Raw genomic sequence first — 19,745 nt, 5'->3', positions numbered from 1 at the left:
GGGTGTTTTTTTTGGGGGGCGTTCCCCCCCCGCCCCCCCCCCCCCTCCCGGGGGGCGGCCCGCGGGGCCCCGCCCCCGCCGCGGTTGGAGGAGGGCGGCGGCGGGCCACCCCGCCCGTGGCGGTTGGCGTTTGAGGCTTCGGGTCAGTTGCCTGCGTTGGGGCATGTGTTGTTGGGGATCAATGCGCATGTGAACTACGACCTGCCGCAGGCTCTTCTTGCGGTGATCAGTGATGAGGACTTCCTGGATCGGTCTCTGATGGATCGGCGGCGGCGGGATCACGAGCGGATCGACGGTGTGTTGTCGGCCAGAGTGGCGGCGGAGGACGAGGAGTTGGCGGCGACCGGAGTACGCAGTCTGTTGGACCACGTGCTGACGCCGCTCAACCGGCTGGCTTCACAGCGGTTCCTGCGTGAGTCACGCCAGAAGGTCTGGCACAACACGTTCGAGCTGCAGCGAGCGCGCGTAGCCGGCACCTACGAGCAGCGACTGGCTGAGCTAGAGGTCCTGAGCGCGGCCAAGGTCGCCGACCTCCTGAGACCCGGTCAGGTGTTGCTCCGACTGGCGGTCACCGGGTTCGGTGTCACGCTGCCACCGGTCTAGCTCGGTAGTACTCCGGACCACAGGAAACCGACCGCCAGGCAGAAGAGCGTCACCAGCCCGAACACACCGACCCACAGCAACGCCGGCACACCGGTCAGCCGACGCAGCTGATCAGCGTCCGAGCTACGCCCCTGCCCGCCACGCCGTGACCGCTGCAACTCCAGCACCGCCCGCGGCGCAGCCAACAGCAGGAACCACGTCAGCAAGTGAGCAAACGCAGTCTGCACCTCAGCCGATCCCCACCACGACACACCGAACACCACTGCGCCGAACACCAGCACCGACCACAGTCCGAACAAGTTGCGGATCTGCAGCAGCAGAATCACCAGTGCGAGCAACAGTCCCCACAGCAGCGCAACGGCGTACCCACGACTCAGCACGAACGCTGCAGCCAAGCCGAACAGGGCAGGGCCGGGGTAGCCGGCGAGTAGTACTGCGATCATGCCCGCGCCGTTCGGCTTGCCGCGCGACACCGTGACGCCGGACGTGTCCGAGTGCAGTCTGATGCCGGCCAGCTTCCGTCCGACCAGTGCGGCGATCAGACCGTGTGCGCCCTCGTGAGCGATCGTCACGACCTGCCGCGTGTACTGCCACAACGGTCTCCAGGCGATCAGCAGCAGTGCGACCACACCGGTCCCGATCACCAACCGCAGGGACGGCTCGGGCTGAACCGACGTGATGCTGTTCCAGAACTCACTCACCCGCACATCCTGACAGGCAGGTGGTCAACCGCCCGCCGTTGACATCGTCTGGTGCGCGAACGACCGTGGAGAGATCGCGGGGGAGGGGCCGCTTTGCTTTGGGGGAAGACATGTCTCAACCACGCACGATGACACGCACGGGGAAGAAGACCGCAGCAGCTGCGAAGAAGACCGCCGCGAGACGGCGGACCTCGGCAACCGTCAAAGAAGCGCCGGCAGTACCACTGGCCGACTTCCTCGACTCCGCGGGCACGCTGACACTCGACCAGCGCAAACTGCTGGTGGATCAAGCGCTTCTGCTGCTCGGCGAGAACTACGTGCACCTGCCGCTCAAGGTCGCGATGCACGCGGTCAACCCGCTCCAGCGTCTGCGGGTGCTGCGCGCCCGGATGGAGCGCCAGACGGACGACACGATGCAGGAAGAGTGGATGTTCCACCGCGAGATGTCCAGCATCTTCCACTCGGTCCGCGACCTGCACACCAACTACCTGCTACCGGTTCCGTTCGCCGGGAAGATCGCGTTCCTGCCGTTCATGATCGAGAAGTGCTACGACCCCGACGGCACCGAGCACTACGTGATCACCCGCACGATCACCGGCTACCAGGCCCCGCAGTTCGGTCCAGGCGCCGAGGTGACGCACTGGAACGGTACGCCGATCGCCCGCGCCGTCGCCCTCAACGGAGCCGTGTTCGCCGGCAGCAACGACGCCGCGAACCTCGCCCGCGGCCTCGAATCTCTCACGCTCCGCCCGCTCGTGATCCAGTCCCCGCCCGACGAGGACTGGGTGACGCTGACGTACGTCGGTCTCGACGGCTCGAACCAGGAGCTGCGCGAGCAGTGGAAGGTCGCCACCAACCTCCCGCCGATGACCGACCTGGACGCGGTCAGCGAAGCGTCGGCGCTGATGGGTCTCGATCTCGACTCCGACGAGAAGTCCCGCGCGAAGAAGGCGCTGTACGTGCGCGACGTCGTCGAACTCGAACGCGGTCAGAGTTCCGCCGAGCTGGCCACACCGGCCGCCGTCGCGGGCGCGGACCTGCCGACCACGATGCCCGGCGTCTTCCGGGCCCGCGAGGTCGTCACCTCGTCCGGCAACTTCGGCCACCTGCGGATCTTCACGTTCAGCGTGCAGGACCCGGTCGCGTTCCGGGACGAGTTCGTCCGCCTCGCCGCGATCCTGCCGCAGAACGGCCTGATCGTCGACGTACGCGACAACGGCGGCGGGCACATCTACGCCAGCGAGTTCACCCTGCAGACGATGACACCGCGGCGGATCTCGCCCGAGCCCGTCCAGTTCATCAGTACGCCGCTCAACCTGAAGATCTGCCGGCGGCACAAGGACAACCCGGCCGGGATCGATCTCGGTCCGTGGTTCGACTCGCTGGACCTCGCGATCGAGACCGGTGCGCAGTACTCCGCGGCGAAGCCGATCACCCCGGAGGACGGGGCGAACGACGTCGGGCAGACGTATCACGGCCCGGTGGTGCTGATCACCGATGCGCGGGTCTACTCGGCCACCGACATCTTCACGGCCGGGTTCGCCGACCACGAGATCGGCACGATCCTCGGCGTCGACGACAACACCGGCGCGGGCGGCGCCAACGTCTGGACCCACGGCCTGCTCGCGTCCCTGCTCAACGAGCCGCCGCCACCCGACGAGACCTCGCCGTACATTGCGCTGCCCAACGGCGCGAACCTGCGCGTCGCGATCCGCCGTACGTTGCGCGTCGGCAAGCTGGCCGGTACGCCGGTCGAGGACCTCGGCGTGAAGCCGCACGAGACGCACCGGATGACCAAGGCCGATCTGCTCGACGGCAACGTCGACCTGCTGAACAAGGCCGGCGCGCTGCTCGCGGCGCTACCGGTCCGCCGGCTCGAGCTGAAGACGTCGATCAGCGGTACGACGCTGACGGTCGCGATAGATGCCCAGAGCACCGATCGGGTCGACATCTATCTCGACGAGCGCCCGATCAGCTCCGAGGACCTGACCGGGCCGCTGAGCATCGACATCCTCGACGCGAACCCCGGCGCGCTGCTGCGGGCTGACGGGTATGCATCGGGAACCCTCGTCGCGAGTCGACGGGTTACCGTCTGACATATGCAGACCCTTCACCTGACCGCCGAGGAAGAGGCAATGCTCGGCGGTCAGGACGGGGACGGTGTCGCGCTCGCGATGCGGGTGATCGTCGGGCAGGCGCGGATCTCGGATGCGCCGCGGCTCGTCGAGATCACCTCCGCGCACGTCGACTCGTGCCTGTACCACGGCCAGGTCAGCCTCGACTTCGCCCACCGCCTCGTCGACCTGGGCGCCCGCGTACGCGTCCCGACCACGCTGAACGTCGGCTCGATGGACCTCATCCATCCGGCCCTCGTCCGCGATCAGGAGCTCGCCGCCGCGGGGCGTGAGCTGATGGCGGCGTACGTCGATCTCGGATGTACGCCGACGTTCACCTGCGCGCCGTACCAGCTGCCGAACCGGCCCGCGCTCGGCGAGCACATCGCCTGGGCGGAGTCGAACGCGATCGTGTTCGCGAACTCGGTCCTCGGCGCCCGGACGGATCGGTACGGCGACTTCCTCGACGTCTGCGCGGCGATCACCGGGCGGGCGCCGTACGCCGGACTTCAGACGACCGAGGCTCGGCGGGGGACCGTGGTGTTCGACTGCCGGCCGCTGGGCGACTTCCTCCACACCGAGCTGGCGTATCCGTTGCTCGGGCACCACATCGGCTCGGTGGTGGGTGCCGGAATCCCTGTGCTGGTGGGGATTCCAGCGGATGTGACGGAGGACGACCTGAAGGCACTCGGTGCCGCGGCGGCATCTGCTGGGGGAGTCGCGCTGTTCCACGCGGTCGGCGTCACGCCGGAGGCGCCGCACGAGTTCGCCGACCTGCCGACACGCGAGGTCGATCTCGCCACGCTGCAGCGGGTCAGGCGGGAGTTGTCGACGACCGGGGAGCTCGATGCGGTGAGCGTCGGTACGCCGCACGCGTCGTACGCCGAATGCCTGCGACTCGCCGAGCTGGTTTCGGACGGGCCGCCGTTGAAGCTGCCGTTCTACCTGTCGACCGGCCGCGCGACGCGGGAACGCCTCGGCCCGACGCTCGAGGTGTTGGAAGACGCAGGCGTGACTGTTGTCGTCGACACCTGCACGTACGTCACAGCGATCCTGTCGCCCGACTGGAAGAACGTGATGACGAACTCCGGCAAGTGGGCGCACTACGCACCCGGAAACATCAACGTCAACGCGGTCCTCGGCTCGCTCGCCGAATGTGTCGCCTCGGCCCGCGCCGGTCAGGTCGTGTTCGACTCATGATCCAAGGCCGCACTCTCCACCCCGGCACCGCGACCGGCGCGCCCATCCGCCTCACCGCGCCGCTCTCGTTCTGGGGCGGCACCGACGAGCACGGCCGCATCGTCGACGCCCATCACCCCCAGTGCGGCGCCGTACTCACCGGACGCATCCTGCTGATGGAATCCGGCCGCGGCTCGAGCTCAGCGAGCAGCGTCCTCGCCGAACAGATCCGCGCCCGCACCGCCCCAGCCGCGATCATCCTGACCCGCCCCGACCCGATCATCCCGCTCGGGGCCCTCGTCGCGGCCGAGCTCTACAACCTCAACCTCCCGGTCGTCGTCGCGCCGTACGACGACATCCCGGACCACGCGCTCGTCCACATCGACGCGACACCGACCCGCGCGACGATCACCTGGACGACCGCATGAGTACGGCGGTTGCGCCGAACAGGACCGCGCAACCGGTGAGGGCAAGCGGCAGGGTGGTGAGGCCGGCAAGGGTGGAGATCGTGACGCCGCAGACGATCTCGCCGAGGTACTCGAGTTGGGCCAGGAACGAGTGGGTTGTCGCGCGGATGTCCGCGGTCGTGCGGCTGTTGATCCAGATCGTGCTGATGACGCGGGTCAGCGGGTTGACGATGCCGTTCAGGAGTACGACGGCGATCGCGCCGAGGACCGGATCGCGGGCGAATGCGAGCAGCAGCATGCTGAGTACGCCGACGAGGGCGGCCAGGGCGTAGTCCGTCGCGGCGTGGCTGCTGTTGATGCGGTTGGTGACGAGCCGGAGTACGAGCGCGCCGACGACCAGTCCGACCACGCCGAGCGCCGTGAACCACAGGATCGAGGGCGGCAGACCGAGGTCGATCAACTGCTTCTGGGTGAGTCGGCCAGCGGCGTCCGAGGCGCCGTTGACGAGGAACGTCGCGGCGAAGATCAGCAGGATCGCGCGGCTCCGTCGTACGAGCGTGACGCCGCGGACGAACGTGGTCCAGGACGTGGACCAGCGGGCCGTGCGGGTCGGGACGAAGTTGTGCTCGGTGAAGCGGAACCCGACGTACAGCGCGAGCGACATCATCGCGGCGCCGGCGACGACGATCGTGACGTCGCGCCGGGTCGCCCAGGCGAGCAGGCCGAGGGTGATGAGCCCGGTCGCGGCGCCGGTCAGCTGGGCGCGGGCGGCGCGGGTGAGGACGAAGTTGATCCGGTCGGGCCGATCGAGCTCGTCGGTGATCAGCGCCACGTCCGATCCGCTCGCGAACGTCCACGAGATACCCCAGAGCACCTGGGTCGCGAGGAGCGCCGGGAACGACTCGAACAGTCCGGTCGCGAGCATCGCCGTACCCATCAGCACCTGTGAGATGACCAGCGACCACTTGCGGCTGATCGTGTCCGCGATGACACCGGCCGGTACTTCGAACACGAGCGCGAACGCACTCTGCACCGACCCGATCAGCACGAGCTGGGCCGGGGAGAGGCCGGCGTCGACGACCAGGTAGACGCTCGTGACCAGCCACCACCCGTTGTGCAGGACCGCGCGCAACCAGGTCCACCGGATGAAGACCGTCTCCATGCCGGCCGATCCTTCCGGGCGCAACGCTGCGGCGCCAGCCGATATCCCAGCGCTGTGAGGTGAGGATCACAGTGCAAAACGAATGACCGTTCTTGATATCGGCCGGGCCTCAGGCGCAGGGTGGAATTACAGAGAACGAGCGTTCGGTTTGAGGCTGGGGGTCGGCATGGCGCAGATGACTCTGGACCGGGTGGGGCAACCCGCGCTTCCGGAGCTGGGGCGAAAGCGCAGCGGTGGGGTGTGGCGGATTGTCCGTGAGGTGGGGCTGTTGGCGGTGCTGTTCGGGGTCTACAACCTCGGCCGGTTCCTGTCGGCGGAACACTCCGGGGCGGCGATCAAGCACGCCCACGAGCTGATCCGCTGGGAGGCCTGGCTCGGGCTGCCGAGCGAGGCGACGTTCCAGCAGTACGCGCTCCAGGTCGACGGACTCGCCCGCATCGCCAACCTCTTCTACGCGACAGTGCACTTCCCGCTCACCGCGATGGTCCTGCTGTGGTTGATGATCCGTCGCCCGGCCGAGTACGGGAAGGCGCGCTGGGCGCTCGCGTCATTGACCGGGCTGGCGTTGATCGGGCACATGCTCTTCCCGCTCGCGCCGCCGCGGATGATGCCGGGTTGGGTGGACACCGGAGTGCTGCTCGGCCAGTCGGTCTACGGGCCGAGCACGCACTCCGGGGTTGCGAATCAGTTCGCTGCGATGCCGAGTCTGCACGTCGGCTGGGCGCTGATGGTGGCGGTGTTCCTGATCCGCGCGACGCGATCGCGGTGGCGCTGGCTGTGGATCGCACACCCGTTGCTCACCTTCACGGTCGTTGTGGTCACGGCGAACCACTACTGGCTGGACGGTCTGGTCGCGATCGCGCTCGCAGTACCGCTGCTTCTGATCTTCGACAGCTCGTCGCCGGCGCGGACCAGGAACGGCTCGCGCTCCAGCACCAGCCTGGCCGCGGCCGCGCCGATGTCGAACCAGAGCCCGATCAGTTCGAGCCGGCCCTGAGCCTCGGCCTCGCGGACACACGCGAAGCTGCGCAGGTTCTCGAGTTGTACGGCGACGTTCGCGACCGACAGCTTGTCCGCGGGTGAGAGCTTCACGCCGGTGGCCGGATCGATGATGTCCGGCAGCGCGACCGCACGACGTACCGACGGCTCGAGGTGCCGCAACCAGCTCTCCAGGCCGGAACCCTCGGGTACGTCGGCAGCGAGCGCGGCCGCGGCGGCGCCGCAGGAGGAATGACCGCAGACCACGATCGACTTCACGCCGAGTACTTCGACGGCGTACTCGATCGCGGCGTCGACCGAGCTGCTGTTCGAGCCCTTCGGCGGCACGAGATTGCCGATGTTCCGCACGCAGAACTGGTCGCCCGGTCCGCTGGTGGTGATCATCGTCGGCACGATCCGCGAGTCCGCGCAGGTGATGAACAGATGCTCGGGTCGTTGCCCCTCGGCCGCGAGTCGTGCCAGCAGCGGCCGGATCTCGTCGGCCGACGCCTCGAACTCGCGGATCCCGTCCAGCATCGACACCTGCCGGCCGGACTGGGCGGGATTCAGCTCGACCGTGCCGCCGCGGGCGATGTGTCCACGGCGCCAGTCCTCGATCGCCTCGTACGCCGCGTGATCGAGATGATCCACGGTGAGCTCGACCCGGACCGTGGCGCCGGCCGGGATGGACCGCAGGGTCCGCACGAGTGACGCGACCCCGAGGAACACGAGCGTGCCGCGGATCCGCACGATCCACACGCCGTCGGATTCGGTCGCGGTGACGGTCGCGCGAGCAAGTCGGTACAGCACGCGAATGACGGCAAGGATCAGTCCGAGCAATACACCTTCGGCGAGTCCGAGTACGGCGACGCCGACCGCTGTCACGACGTACACGAGCAACTCGTCGTGTCTGCGCAACGTGCGGATGTGAGCGAGCTGCACCAATCGCAATCCGGTCACGAGCAGTACGCCGGCCAGCGCGGCCATCGGGATCAGCTCGAGCATCGCACCGGCGGCGAGCACGAACGCGGCGATCCACAGGCCGTGCATGATCGCCGACGCCCGGGTCCGCGCGCCGGCCGCGACGTTGGTCGACGAGCGGACGATGACGCCGGTGACCGGCATACCGCCGAGGGCTCCGGACAACGCGTTCGCGGCGCCCTGACCGATCAGCTCGCGATCGAGGTTGCTCCGGTTGCCGCGATGAAGCTTGTCGACGGCAACGGCCGACAGCAAGGACTCGACACTGGCGACCAGGGCAACGGTCAGTACTGCGGTGACGATCTCGATCGGCGTGCCTTCGGGCATCGTCGGCAGGATCAGACTCTGCAACGGATGGTCCGGCAGGTCGACCCGCGTCACGTCGGGCATCCAGACCGCGGCCAGCGCAGTCACGGCGACGACGGCAACAAGTGGTGCCGGAATCGCCTTTATTCTGGGGATTCTGGGCCAGGCCAGCACGACCGCGACCGTCAAGATGCCGACGGCAACGGAATGTCCGTGGTGCGTCATCAGTTGCGCGGGGAACGCGATCACGTTGTCGATCAGTGAGCTCTGGGCCTTGCCGCCGAGCACGACATGCAGCTGTTGTACGGCGATCGTCACGCCGATCCCGGCGAGCATGCCGTGCACGACGGCGGGCGACAGCGAGAGCGCCAGCCGCCCGATGCGGGTAACGCCCACCAGGATCTGCACGACACCGGCCGCGCAGGTGATCGCAGCGGTCGCGGCCCAGCCGAACTGGGTGACGAGGCCGGCGACGACCACGGTCAGGCCCGCGGCCGGACCGCTGACCTGCAAGGGGGATCCGCCGAGCGCACCGGCGACGACGCCGCCGACCACAGCGGCCACCAGGCCGGCGATCAGCGGCGCGCCGGATGCGGCGGCGATCCCCAAGGAGAGGGGTATTGCAATGAGGAAGACCACCAGCGATGCAGGGAGATCGTGGTGAAGAATGGTCTTCCAGAGTGCGGGAGTGGGTGAGGTCGGCACGGGTGGTCCTCCGGCGTCGGTGCTCAGGGCAACTGCTCGGGCATCAGGCGTCGAAACAAAGAGTGTCGATCTGGTTACCCACTGTACTTACCCGTTCAAGCCCACACCAGCGGCAATTGCTCAGAACAGCACCTGGCGCGCGTGGTCGGTGTCCAGGTACTCGCGGACCGAGACGATCAGCCCGTCCCGAACAGTGAAGACTCCTCCACATTTGTTGCTGTAGGCACCACCGGCGCGAGCCGTTGCCTGCGCGGTCCATTCGGCGAACACCTGCTCGCCGTCCGCGATCACGTTCACCAGTTCGATCGTCACCGGCGTACCGGGAGCGAAGAGGTTGCCGGCGGCCGCGCCGAGGAACTCGTCCACGACCATGTCCCGGCCCTTCCAGTCGCCGGACAGTGGCAGATCACCCGGGTAGGTCCAGACCACGTCCGGTGCGAAGCTTGCCCGGATCGTCGGCAGATCACCTGCCGCCACAGCCTCGACGTACCGGGTCACAACGGTCTTCGGGTCGTTCATTCGTGGTGCCTCCTTGTGCAGTGTGAGTACGGCGTTGCCGCGGATGCGGCGGTTGCGCAGGTCGTCGAGTACGGCGTCGGTCCGCGACCAGTCCTCGATCCGTCCGAGCTCCGGATGCAGCCGGTCCGCTGCGACCAGCCGGACGAGCGTCGCGAGGTCCTGGTCATCGGGTCCGTGGACGTAGTGGAAATGCCGGATCCGCGCGGCCTCGGGGCCGGTGAAGAAGTCGAAGAAGTCGAGCGTCACCGGCTGCCGACTGGCCTCCCCGAACCAGATCAGGTCGCCGCTAGGAATCAGCTTGGTCAACGCGACCGGCAGGCTCTCGCCGCCGACGGACTCGAGTACGACGTCGAACGGCCCGCGCGCGTCGGCGACGTCGTACACGAGGTCCTCGGCGCCGAGCTCGAGCAGCCGCGCGCCGCGGGCCGGGGAGGAGACGACGGCCGTGACCTCAGCGCCGGCCCCGGCGGCGAGTTCGGTGAAGTAGTGGCCGACTCCGCCGGACGCGCCGGTCAGCAGGATCCGGCGGCCGATCACGCTGCCCGCCGTACGCAGCAACCGCAGCGCCGTCAGCCCCGCGAGCGGAAGCGCGGCGGCCTGCTCGAACGAGATGTTGTCCGGCAGTACTGCGACCTGCGTGGCCGGCGCGACGACGCGCTCGGCCCAGCCGGAGTGCGGCAGATGCGCGACCACTCGGCTGCCGACGGGCGGACCGTCGGGAGCTGCCTCGACCACCCGGCCGGCGACGTCCTTGCCCGGTCTCCAACCGTCCCGCGGCCGCTCCAACTGGAACGTCTCGCCGCGGTTGATCGAGTACGCCGCGACCTCGATCACCATGTCGTCCGCGCCGGGCCGGACCTCGTCGACCTCGGCCAGCTCGACCGCGCCGGTGTCCACCGGAACCACTGCTCTCATTGCCGTTCCGCTCCTTCAACTAGACTCGGCAACGACGCTACGAGCGGGATCGTGGCGGCCGGAAGACAGCACTTACTACTGCTATAGGCACCAAATGGATACCGACCAGGTCAGAGGCAAGTGGGACGCCACCAAAGGCGCCTGCCCGACACGTCAGGTGCTGGGCCGGATCGGCGACACCTGGACGATGCTGGTGATCAGCACGCTCGAGAAGGGCGGCACACTGCGCTCCGGGCAGCTCAAGTCGATCATCGAGGGCATCACCCAGAAGATGCTCACCCAGACGCTGCGGCACCTCGAGCGCGACGGTGTCGTACGGCGTGACGTTGTTCCTACTGTTCCGGTGACGGTCAGCTATACGCTGACGCCGCTCGGCCTGAGCCTGGCCGCGGCCGTCGCGACGATGCGCACCTGGGCCTACGACCACATGGACGAGATCGCCGCAGCGCGCACGGAGTACGACGCCAACCTCTGAGGAGTCACGTGGATCTGCAACTGACCGGGAAGACCGCGGTCGTCACCGGGGCCAGCAAGGGCATCGGGCTTGCCTGCGTCGAGGCGCTTGCGCGTGAGGGCGCGACGGTGACGGGCATCTCGCGTGATCCCGCCAATCTGGCCAAGGCGCAGGAGCAGTTCCCGGATCTGACGTTCGCGGTGGAAGCGGTCGACCTGACCGACCCGGACGCGACGAAGGCGGTCTTCGAGCGGATCGGCGTACCGGACATCCTGATCAACTGCGCGGGCGCGGCCCGGCGTACTCCGGTGGATGAGCTGGACAGCAAGGCGCTGCATGCGGCGATGGAGGCGAAGTACTTCACGTACATGCACGCGACCGAGGCCGTCATCCGCGGCATGGCCGAGCGCGGCAGCGGCGCGGTCGTGAACGTCGTCGGCCAGGGCGGCCGCGCGGCGAACCCGTTGCACATCGGCGGCGGCGCGGCCAACGCGGCGCTGATGCTCGCGTCGGTCGGCTATGCGAAGGCGTACGCCGCGCAGGGCGTCCGGGTCAACGTGATCAACCCGGGAACGACCCGCACCAACCGCGTCGACGAGGGCCTCGAGGCCGCGGTCCGCGCGACCGGCAAGTCGAAGGACGAGCTGCTCGCCGAGATGGTCCGCGACGTCCCGATGGGCCGCTTCGGCGAACCCGAAGAGGTCGCCAACGTCGCCGTCTTCCTGGCCTCCCCACTGGCCAGCTACGTCACCGCCTCAATCATCACCATGGACGGCGCCACCACCGCAGGCATCTGATCACCGCACGGCTCCGTCGGTCGGTCGAGCTGCTGGGTTCGAGAACGGGGTGATCGGGCGGTCCTGACGTGCGCCGTCGATCGTGAGGTCGACGTTCTCGTTGAAGAAGGCAACGTGCCCGGTTATCGGTAGCAGGGGTGCTGTGGGGAAGTCGTAGGACCAGGCGACGTCGGGGACCGAGGGGACCGACCAGTACTCCGACGTGCGGCCCTTGTACGGGCAGGCGGTGACGGTCTCCGACGGGGTCAGGTGCTCTAGGTGGACGTCCGTCTTCGGGAAGTAGTAGCGCGGCGGTAGGCCGGTCTCGAAGACGATGACGGTCGAGCTCGAGTCGGCCAGCACGATGCCCTCCACCGCCACCTCAACGCGGCGGGTTGAGTTGATCGCGTCGACGCGGGAGTACGGGTTGCGGGGGTGGACGAAGACTTCCTCGTCTTCCTCGAACCACCGGTCGAGTGCGTCCCATTGGAACCGGACGCGGTCCTTTGCGACGCCGTCGTCGTACACCCAGGCGTGGCCCGAACCGGCCGTGTGCACGCGCGCGACCCCGTGCTGGAAGGACTTCGTCTCGCCGGTGTCGGTCAGTACTCCGTCGGCCACGTCCCCGACCGGGATGTAGTACTGCGGGTACGGCGGGAACTCCCACAGGTAGATCGCGTCCGTCGTGTCGAGGACGACGCGGTCGTCGAGCATCGCGCGGATCCGCCGCGGGACCGGTGCGGTACCGCCAGGCGGGATCAGGGGTTCGGGGTAGGCGCTCATTGGTCCAGTAAAGCGCGGGGCCGGCCCTGGTGGTGCCGGCCCCGCGGCTCGGTGGACCGGATCAGACGGTGATCCAGTCGATATCGGCGATGTAGCCGTTCGGGTTGCTGACCTTGATCGAGTTCGCCCCGGCGGTCAGCTTCATCGGCAGGTACGTCACCTGCGGCGTACCCCAGTCGTTGTCGCCGAGACCGCTGTAGTTGGCCCAGTAGTTGTCGGCGCCGTTGACCGTGAGCATGCTCTGCCGGCTGGTGTCACCGTCGGTGTAGGCGATCTTGACCAGGTACGTCCCGGTCGTCGGCACGGTGATGTTGTTCAGCGTCACCGTCGACCCGTAGCCGATGTTGCCGATCTTCGATGCACCCGAGCACAGCGAGCATCCCGAGACGCCCGCGTCACCGGTCAATGTGCTGCTCGACGCCTCGGCCTCGTACCGCACCGGCCCGCCGATCTTCGCGGTGAACATCGTCACCGGCGCACTCGCCGCACCCTTCGAACCCTGCACAGTGAAGGTGTACTGCGTTTGCGGCAACAGCCCGCTCACCACAACATTCGTACCCGAGCTGGTCGCCACCTGCTTGCCATTGGCAAACACCTTGTACGACGAGGAACCGGCGCTCGGCCGCCAGTTCAGCGACACCGTCGTCCGGCTCACGTCGGTCGCGGTCAGATCGGCCGGGATCGCTCCGTTGCCGTTCGGGGTGATCTTGTACAACTTCGACCCATGCGCCGGAAGCTGGGCGCTGACAGCGCCGGACACGTTGCGCGTGTTCTGGTTCGCCCAGATGTCGCGGACCGTGGCCTTGCCGTCGATCCCGAGCTGAGCGAAGTTGCCGGTCACCGTGGCGGGGGCGTCGGCCAGGTTGAACAGCGCGACCGTCGTACTGCCGTCCTTGTTCTGTGCATACCAGACCTGCTGCAACTGGTCCTGGTTCAGCGGACGGGCCGGGTTGCCGGACTGATCGATCGCGATGACCTCGCGGTTCGTCAGCAGCTTGAGGCCGTACGCGTCGAGCTTGGTCAGGTCGTCACCGGCGAACAGCGGCGCCGAGTTGATCGCCCAGAACGTCATGTAGCTCTGGCGTTCGGCATCCGTCAGGCCGTCCATCGCGCCGACACCGACGTTGAGCGCGTCCAGGTTGTTCCAGTGCCCCGGACCGGCGTCGTCGATCCACTGCGGAAGGTCCCACCAGCGCGCCTTCACCGAGCTGTCCCACTTGACGATCGTGTCGCAGTAGCACTCGACGTCGGTGTCGATCCGCCAGCCGTTCGAGTTCTGCTTCCACACGTCGGCGTACCGATGGCTGAGCGACCAGGACAGCGTGTACTGCATCGGCCGGCCGGCGTTCTGTACTGCGCGCCACCACGCCTCGATGTCCTCGGTGTTGTTGTGGTTGGGGTCGTCGGGCGCGCCCTTCCAAGAGCCGGGTCCGACGCCGTCCATCTTGATGAAGTCGACGCCCCAGGACGCGAACAGCTTGGCGATCGAGTCCGCGTACTTCTGCGCACACGGGCTCTCGTAGTTGATCTTGTACGCCGCGTCCCAGCCGTTCGTCTTGCGCAGGTCGGGGTAGACGATGTCGCGGGTGAAACACCCGGGCGCGTCGTAGATCGGCGTGTTGCCGTCGCGGTAGACGTCCGTGCCGAGACCGACGGTCGTGTAGATGCCGAACTTCAGCCCGAGCTTGTGGATGTCGTCGCCGACCGCCTTCATCCCGCGCGGGAAGCGCTTCGCCATCGCGACCGGGCGGCCGTACTCGTCACCGCCGTCCTGCCAGCCGGCGTCGACGTTGATGTACTCGTAGCCGTACGGCTTGAGCTTGGTGGCCAGCGCGTTCGCCTGGGTGAGGATGTTCTTCTCGCTGATGAAGCTGCCGGGGCCGTCGGGGTTCACGCCCGGATAGTTGGTCGACTGCAGGCTCCAGCTGCTCCAGCCCATGTACGGCTTGGCTGCGACCTGCGGATAGGTGGCGGGAGTCGGCTTCTTCGCCTCGATCGCATCGGCGGGGGCGGTTGCGGCTGCCGTCGACACCAGGGCGATGGCAGCCAGCACGGTCAGAGTGGGGCGTCTCAAGGACATGCGATGTTCCTCCGGGGGAGGAGTGAGCGGACGCGGCCGAGCCTAGGTCGGCTTAATTTACACAGTCAAGTATTCAGCGCCGGTGACTTCCTGTGACACGACTGCCATGGAACCTTGATCAACTTCGCTCTGCGGCTCGGTCGTCGTACCAGCAACAGGCCGGCCTCGTGAGGACGCCGGCCGGGTGCAAGAGGGGGTTCCATCATCGTGAAGGCACGAAAACTCGGCCATGCGGCGATCGCCGTGGCCGGTGCGGCCGGTCTGGTCGCGCTCGCGGCGGCCGGTGCGTCGGCGAGCACTCAAGTCGCTCGACCGGCCATGAAACTGGTTGCCGGTAGCACCGATGTGACGTTGGAGAACGTCGAGGACTACGGGGTCGACCTCGATCTCGGTACGCATGTGGTGGCCGGGAACGCACCGATCGAGGTGCGGGCCACGCGCGCGTCGTACAGCTCACCGGTGGTCGCGACGCAGTACGTCAACGGCAAGGCGACCCGGCAGTTGCCGAAGGGGCTCGTCACGGATTTCGCCGGCCTGGGGAAGTTCCTGCACATCACGCTCACCGATGCCGCGGGCAAGAAGGTGCTCGACAAGGACCAGGCGCTGTGTCTGAACGGCGAAGGGTCCCGGACCCGGCCGGACGCGCCCGCGACCTCGCCGTACCCGGACGGCTGTGCGGCGAACCCGTTCACCCAGGGCGCGGTGTGGGGTGTGCAGACGGGATGGTCGTCACGGACGTACGGCGGCGGCGATCCGGTGAAGCTTGCCAACGGCAAATACAAGGCCGTTGTCACGGTCAACAAGGGCTACCGGGACTTCTTCAAGATCCCGGCGGCGGATGCATCGGTGAAGCTCAACGTGACGATCCAGAAGGGTGACGCGTCGGGCGACCGGAAGGCGGCAGCGAGCTCGGTGGCGCTGAAGCCTCACACGGCCCGTCCGACCGCGAAGGCGTCCGTACCGAAGGGGCCGAAGCCTGACCTGCGAGCGGTGCCGGCCTGGGGGATCGTGGCGGCGCCGGGCGACGAGGGTACGCCGGACGCGGCCAAGGACTTCCTGCAGTTCTCGGCGACCGTGTGGAACGCAGGCCCGTCGCCGCTGGTGCTGGACGGGTTCCGGCGGCAGGGCAAGGACCTGATGGACGCGTACCAGTACTTCTACGACACGCACGGCAAGGAGGTCGGGTACCAGAACACCGGGACGCTCGAGTGGGACGGACGGCCCGGACACAACCACTGGCACTTCACCGACTTCGCCCGCTACAGCCTGCTGAACTCGAAGCAGACCGAGGTGGTCCGGAGCCAGAAGGAAGCGTTCTGCCTGGCCGCGACGGATGCCATCGACTACACGGTGAAGAACGCCAACTGGCACCCGTACAACACCGACCTGCACACCGCCTGCGGCGATCACGGCTCGTTGTCGGTGCGTGAGGTCCTCGACGTCGGCAACGGTGACACGTACGAGCAGTCGTTGCCCGGGCAGTCCTTCGACATCACCAACCTTGCCAACGGCACGTACTACGTCCAGGTGAGCGCGAACCCGGAGAACCGCCTGTACGAGTCGAACACGAAGAACAACGTTGCCCTGCGCAAGGTGATCCTGGGCGGCACCAAGCACCACCGCACCGTCTCGGTTCCGCCGGTCGGCGTGATCACCGCTCCGTAGACAGATGCCCAGGGCAGGTCCGAGTTGAAGGCAGCAGCTCGGACCTGCCCCAGGAGCTCAGTGGTGTTGTGGCCGGCGGCGTGCCCGGCTCGGACGCAGGTGCGAGTCCATCCGGGCGTGCTGACGGCGACCCAGGATGAACGGGCGCGACGTCCGGGTGATGGGCGTGCTCGACGGGGCAGACAACATGATCTCGGTCTGCTGGAGGTTGAGCCGGATCGGGACCTGGTGCCACGGGGACCGGGTGCGCACGAGGACGAGCCGGAACTGCCCGTCCCGCCGCAGCCGCAGACCGATCGCGATCGTCGCGATCGATGGGATCAGCCCGGCGAGGAGCAGCGCCGACCGCGCCCCGAAGTGCTGTGCGAGGAACCCGACCGTCGGCCCGCCGATCGCGCCGCCCCCGATGAAGACCAGGTTGTAGATCCCGGAGACCCGGCCGCGCAGGCCGTCCGGAGTGGTCAACTGGACCATCGACTGGGCCGCGGTCAGGAACATCAGGGTCGCCATCCCCATCGACGCCAGCACCGGGATGAACGTCCACAGCGACGGCTGGATCGCCGCCAGTACTTGGGTGATCGTGAGCAGGCACGCGATGCCGATCAGGTTGCGCAACCGCGTCGGCCGGACCCGCCGGGCCGAGAGCAGCGCCCCGCACAGCGCCCCGACCGCGACGACGGAGTTCAGTACGCCGTACCCCGATGCGCCGGTGTGGAAGACCCGGTCGGCGAACGCGGTCAGCGTCACCGGCAGGCTGATCGTGAACATGCCGTAGATCCCGACCAGCGCGATCGCCCACCGGACGGCCGGCTCGTGGAACGCGTACCGCACGCCGTCACGCAGTCCGTCGCGGATCCGCATCCCGGCGTTCGCCTTGCGGGCCGCGTGGCCGCCGTGCATCTCGCTCTCGCGCATCCGCAGCAGCGCACTGATCGAGGCGAAGAAGGTGCACGCGTTGATCGCGAATGCCCACGGGGTGCCGAGGACGCCGAGCAGTACGCCGCCGAGTGCCGGTCCGGCCATGCTGCCGAGCTGGAACGTCGACGAGACCATGCTGATCGCGTTCCGCACGGTGTCGCGTGGGACGAGTTCGGTGACGAACGACTGCCGGGTCGGGTTGTCGACCGCGGTGGACAGGCCGAGCACGAACGCCATCGTGTAGACGTGCCACACCTGGACGTGGCCGGTGAAGCCGACGACTGCCAGCACGGCGGCGCACGATCCGAACGTCGTCTGCGTCGCGAGCAGCACCTTCCGCTTCGGGAAGCGGTCCGCGATGACGCCGCCGTACAGACCGAGCAGGAGGGTGGGGGTGAACTGCAGCGCGGTGGTGATGCCGACCGCGGTGGCGCTGCCGGTGAGTGTCAGCACCAGCCAGTCCTGCGCGATGCGCTGGATCCAGCCACCGGTCGAGACGACCAGCAGCCCGCTGACCAGGAGGCGGAAGTTGCGGACCCGCAGCGCGCTGAAGGTGTCCTTGAAACCGGGACGGCGCGCCTGCGTGTCCCGGAGTCGGGTCGAGTCGGTGGTGCGGTGGAGATGGAAGTCGGTGGACGGGACAGAACCGGAAGTGGCCCGGGTGGTCAAGAGCGATCCCTACGCGTGTGGACTGGTCAGGGGAGGACACGTCCATCCTCACGGTTCGGTACTGGATTCCCCCAGCGAATTACTCCTATTAGTCTTATAGCGTCACGTAATGAAGGGGGAATCGATGTACGACCCGGACCAGCTGCGGACGTTCCTGGCCGTGGCGCAGTCGCTGAGCTTCACCCAGGCAGCCGAGCGGCTCGGTATCCGGCAGCCCACGGTGAGCCAACATGTCCGCAAACTCGAGATGGCCGTCGGGCGACCACTCTTCGTCCGGGACACCCGCACGGTCACGCTGACCGCCGACGGCGAGGCGATGGCCGGCTTCGCCCGGACCATCCTCGCCGCGCACGAAGAGGCCGCCGGGTACTTCACCGGCTCCGAGCTGCGCGGCCGGTTGCGGTTCGGCGTGACCGACGACCTTGCGCTCACGCCGCTGCCCAAGATCCTGCGTGACTTCCGCCAGCTGTACCCGCGGATCGACCTCGAGCTGACCGTTGCCCAGAGCCCGAACCTGCTCCGGCGGGTCGAGTCCGGCCACCTCGACCTCGCGTACGTGAAGCACGGCGTCGGCGGCGGCTACGAACCGAACGGCCGGCTGGTACGCCGTGACCCGCTGGTCTGGGCCGGCATCTCGGGGACCAGGATCGCGCCGGACGGCCCGGTGCCGCTGGTCGCGTACCAGGCGCCGTCGCTGAGCCGGTCGCTCGGTGTGCAGTCGCTCGAGCAGGCCGGTCGTACCTGCCGGATCACCTGCATCGTGCGCGGCGTCAACGGCGTACTCGCGGCTGTCCGGGCCGGTCTCGGGATCGCGATCTTCGCGCGGTCGCTGATGCCCGCGGACCTGGTCGAGCCGCCGCCGAGCGCGGGGCTGCCGGAGCTGCCGCCGATCGACCTGGTGCTGATCACCAACCCGCGCGCCGCGAAGGAGCCGGCCGAGGCGTTGACGGCCGCGATCCTCGGCAGCAACGCGCCGCTGAAGCCGGACGCCGTACTCGATCCGCAGGCGCCGCCTAGATCAGTGCGTCACCGCGCAACACCAGCGTGATGACGCTGACCGCGGCGATGGCGATCGTGACCAGGAACGGCGCGTTGCGCCACAGCAGGATCGTGACGAGCAGCGCGGCGACAACGGCGAGCGCGATCCAGCCGACGATGCCGATCGCTCCGGCGGGTGCGATCACCAGCAGCCCGGTCGCGAGTGCCAGCGGGAGCGGGGCGAGCAGCCGGGCGTAGGACCCGAGCCGCTGCGGCCAGCCCCGTACGCCGGTCGCGAGGTCGTCGTCCAGATCGGGTACGACGTTTGCCAAATGGGCACCGATCCCTAGAAGGGCGCCCGCCGCGGTGGCCCACCACGGCGCCCAGACGTCCGCGGTGCCGAGCGTCACGAACGACGGCAGCGCGCCGAAGGCGACGGCGTACGGGAGCCAGGAGATCGCGGTCGACTTCAGGCCCAGGTTGTACGCCCAGGCGCAGGCGACGAACAGCAGGTGAACCAGGCCGGCCGCGAGTCCGTTGGCAAGGGAGACCGGGATCGTGACCACCAGCATGATGCCGGCACCGATCGTGAGCGTCCGGCGACTCACCAGTCCGAGCACCACGGGCTTGTCCCGGCGGTTCACAATGGTGTCGCGGGCGGCATCTATCGCGTCATTGCTCCAGCCGATCGAGAGGTGGCCGGTGAGGATCGTTGCTGCGACGAGGAGACACCCGGCCGGACTTCGCCCGGCCGACCATGCGACAGCCGTGACGAGTGCGGTCACGGCGACAGTCGGCCCGGGGTGGCAGGCAAGAGCCAGACCTTTCACGGTCTTCACCGACGTAACGATG

16 protein-coding genes and 1 pseudogene are annotated in these 19,745 nt (G+C 68.1%); 9 read left to right on the top strand and 8 right to left on the bottom strand.

Annotation, left to right across the window (positions count from 1 at the left end; genetic code table 11):
* Positions 1-84 precede the first annotated feature (84 nt).
* Positions 85-603, top strand: a complete 519-nt coding sequence (locus ACFWUU_RS02865; RefSeq protein ID WP_380172152.1) for a DUF5995 family protein — start codon at positions 85-87, stop codon at positions 601-603.
* Here the strand turns inward: ACFWUU_RS02865 and ACFWUU_RS02860 are convergent.
* Positions 600-1,304, bottom strand: coding sequence for a M50 family metallopeptidase (locus ACFWUU_RS02860; protein ID WP_137253971.1), 705 nt, complete (start codon positions 1,302-1,304; stop codon positions 600-602). The two genes, ACFWUU_RS02865 and ACFWUU_RS02860, sit on opposite strands and share 4 nt — an antisense overlap.
* Before the next feature lie 128 nt (positions 1,305-1,432).
* Here ACFWUU_RS02860 and ACFWUU_RS02855 point away from each other — a divergent pair, with 128 nt between their 5' ends.
* From ACFWUU_RS02855 to ACFWUU_RS02845, 3 genes are read left to right on the top strand one after another with little or no spacing between them, the layout of a single operon-like run.
* Positions 1,433-3,400: a S41 family peptidase gene (locus ACFWUU_RS02855; protein ID WP_380172150.1), complete on the top strand. Its 1,968-nt coding sequence runs from the start codon at positions 1,433-1,435 to the stop codon at positions 3,398-3,400.
* Between the two features lie 3 nt (positions 3,401-3,403).
* Positions 3,404-4,618, top strand: coding sequence for an aconitase X (locus ACFWUU_RS02850; RefSeq protein ID WP_380172148.1), 1,215 nt, complete (start codon positions 3,404-3,406; stop codon positions 4,616-4,618).
* A complete protein-coding gene (locus ACFWUU_RS02845) occupies positions 4,615-5,025 on the top strand; it encodes an aconitase X swivel domain-containing protein (protein ID WP_380172146.1) in 411 nt (136 codons plus the stop codon). The genes ACFWUU_RS02850 and ACFWUU_RS02845 overlap by 4 nt, the downstream gene beginning before the upstream one ends.
* On the opposite strand, the gene ACFWUU_RS02840 is transcribed toward ACFWUU_RS02845, so the two are convergent.
* On the bottom strand, positions 5,006-6,166 hold the full coding sequence (locus ACFWUU_RS02840) for an MFS transporter (protein WP_380172144.1): 1,161 nt from the start codon (positions 6,164-6,166) through the stop codon (positions 5,006-5,008). The two genes, ACFWUU_RS02845 and ACFWUU_RS02840, sit on opposite strands and share 20 nt — an antisense overlap.
* A gap of 166 nt (positions 6,167-6,332) precedes the next feature.
* On the opposite strand from ACFWUU_RS02840, the gene ACFWUU_RS02835 reads away from it, so the two are divergent.
* A complete protein-coding gene (locus ACFWUU_RS02835) occupies positions 6,333-7,163 on the top strand; it encodes a phosphatase PAP2 family protein (RefSeq protein ID WP_380172142.1) in 831 nt (276 codons plus the stop codon).
* A 14-nt stretch (positions 7,164-7,177) separates the two neighbouring features.
* Here the strand turns inward: ACFWUU_RS02835 and ACFWUU_RS02830 are convergent.
* Positions 7,178-9,136: pseudogene (locus ACFWUU_RS02830) on the bottom strand (bifunctional SulP family inorganic anion transporter/carbonic anhydrase); the annotation flags it as partial.
* Positions 9,137-9,256: 120 nt separating this feature from the next.
* Positions 9,257-10,570 carry a nuclear transport factor 2 family protein gene (locus ACFWUU_RS02825; RefSeq protein ID WP_380172140.1) on the bottom strand — a complete coding sequence of 438 codons (1,314 nt, stop codon included), beginning with the start codon at positions 10,568-10,570 and terminating at the stop codon, positions 9,257-9,259.
* 94 nt (positions 10,571-10,664) lie between these two features.
* Here ACFWUU_RS02825 and ACFWUU_RS02820 point away from each other — a divergent pair, with 94 nt between their 5' ends.
* Entirely contained in the window at positions 10,665-11,045 is a 381-nt protein-coding gene (locus ACFWUU_RS02820; protein WP_371401088.1) for a winged helix-turn-helix transcriptional regulator, read from the top strand.
* Between the two features lie 8 nt (positions 11,046-11,053).
* Positions 11,054-11,821, top strand: a complete 768-nt coding sequence (locus ACFWUU_RS02815) for an SDR family NAD(P)-dependent oxidoreductase (RefSeq protein WP_380172138.1) — start codon at positions 11,054-11,056, stop codon at positions 11,819-11,821.
* Here ACFWUU_RS02815 and ACFWUU_RS02810 read toward each other — a convergent pair whose 3' ends face one another.
* Positions 11,822-12,583 carry a DUF427 domain-containing protein gene (locus ACFWUU_RS02810; protein ID WP_380172136.1) on the bottom strand — a complete coding sequence of 254 codons (762 nt, stop codon included), beginning with the start codon at positions 12,581-12,583 and terminating at the stop codon, positions 11,822-11,824.
* 61 nt (positions 12,584-12,644) lie between these two features.
* The gene (locus ACFWUU_RS02805; RefSeq protein WP_380172134.1) at positions 12,645-14,663 is read right to left on the bottom strand and encodes a fibronectin type III domain-containing protein; all 2,019 of its coding nucleotides are present in this window, start codon (positions 14,661-14,663) and stop codon (positions 12,645-12,647) included.
* 207 nt (positions 14,664-14,870) lie between these two features.
* Between ACFWUU_RS02805 and ACFWUU_RS02800 the strand changes: the two genes are divergently transcribed.
* Positions 14,871-16,328: a lysyl oxidase family protein gene (locus tag ACFWUU_RS02800; RefSeq protein WP_380172132.1), complete on the top strand. Its 1,458-nt coding sequence runs from the start codon at positions 14,871-14,873 to the stop codon at positions 16,326-16,328.
* A 57-nt stretch (positions 16,329-16,385) separates the two neighbouring features.
* Here ACFWUU_RS02800 and ACFWUU_RS02795 read toward each other — a convergent pair whose 3' ends face one another.
* Complete coding sequence (locus ACFWUU_RS02795; protein WP_380172130.1) at positions 16,386-17,915, bottom strand: MFS transporter; 1,530 nt, start codon at positions 17,913-17,915, stop codon at positions 16,386-16,388.
* Between the two features lie 109 nt (positions 17,916-18,024).
* Between ACFWUU_RS02795 and ACFWUU_RS02790 the strand changes: the two genes are divergently transcribed.
* Positions 18,025-18,963 (top strand): LysR substrate-binding domain-containing protein, encoded by a 939-nt coding sequence (locus ACFWUU_RS02790; protein WP_233714647.1) that lies wholly within the window; start codon positions 18,025-18,027, stop codon positions 18,961-18,963.
* Here ACFWUU_RS02790 and ACFWUU_RS02785 read toward each other — a convergent pair.
* Complete coding sequence (locus ACFWUU_RS02785) at positions 18,929-19,732, bottom strand: UbiA family prenyltransferase (RefSeq protein WP_233714648.1); 804 nt, start codon at positions 19,730-19,732, stop codon at positions 18,929-18,931. The genes ACFWUU_RS02790 and ACFWUU_RS02785 overlap by 35 nt on opposite strands.
* Between the last annotated feature and the right edge of the window lie 13 nt (positions 19,733-19,745).

The organism is Kribbella sp. NPDC058693, from assembly GCF_042715335.1.
Lineage (GTDB): Bacteria > Actinomycetota > Actinomycetes > Propionibacteriales > Kribbellaceae > Kribbella > Kribbella jiaozuonensis.
The sequence above is the reverse complement of the archived record's forward strand: the minus strand, read 5'-3'. Positions and strand labels throughout refer to the sequence as shown.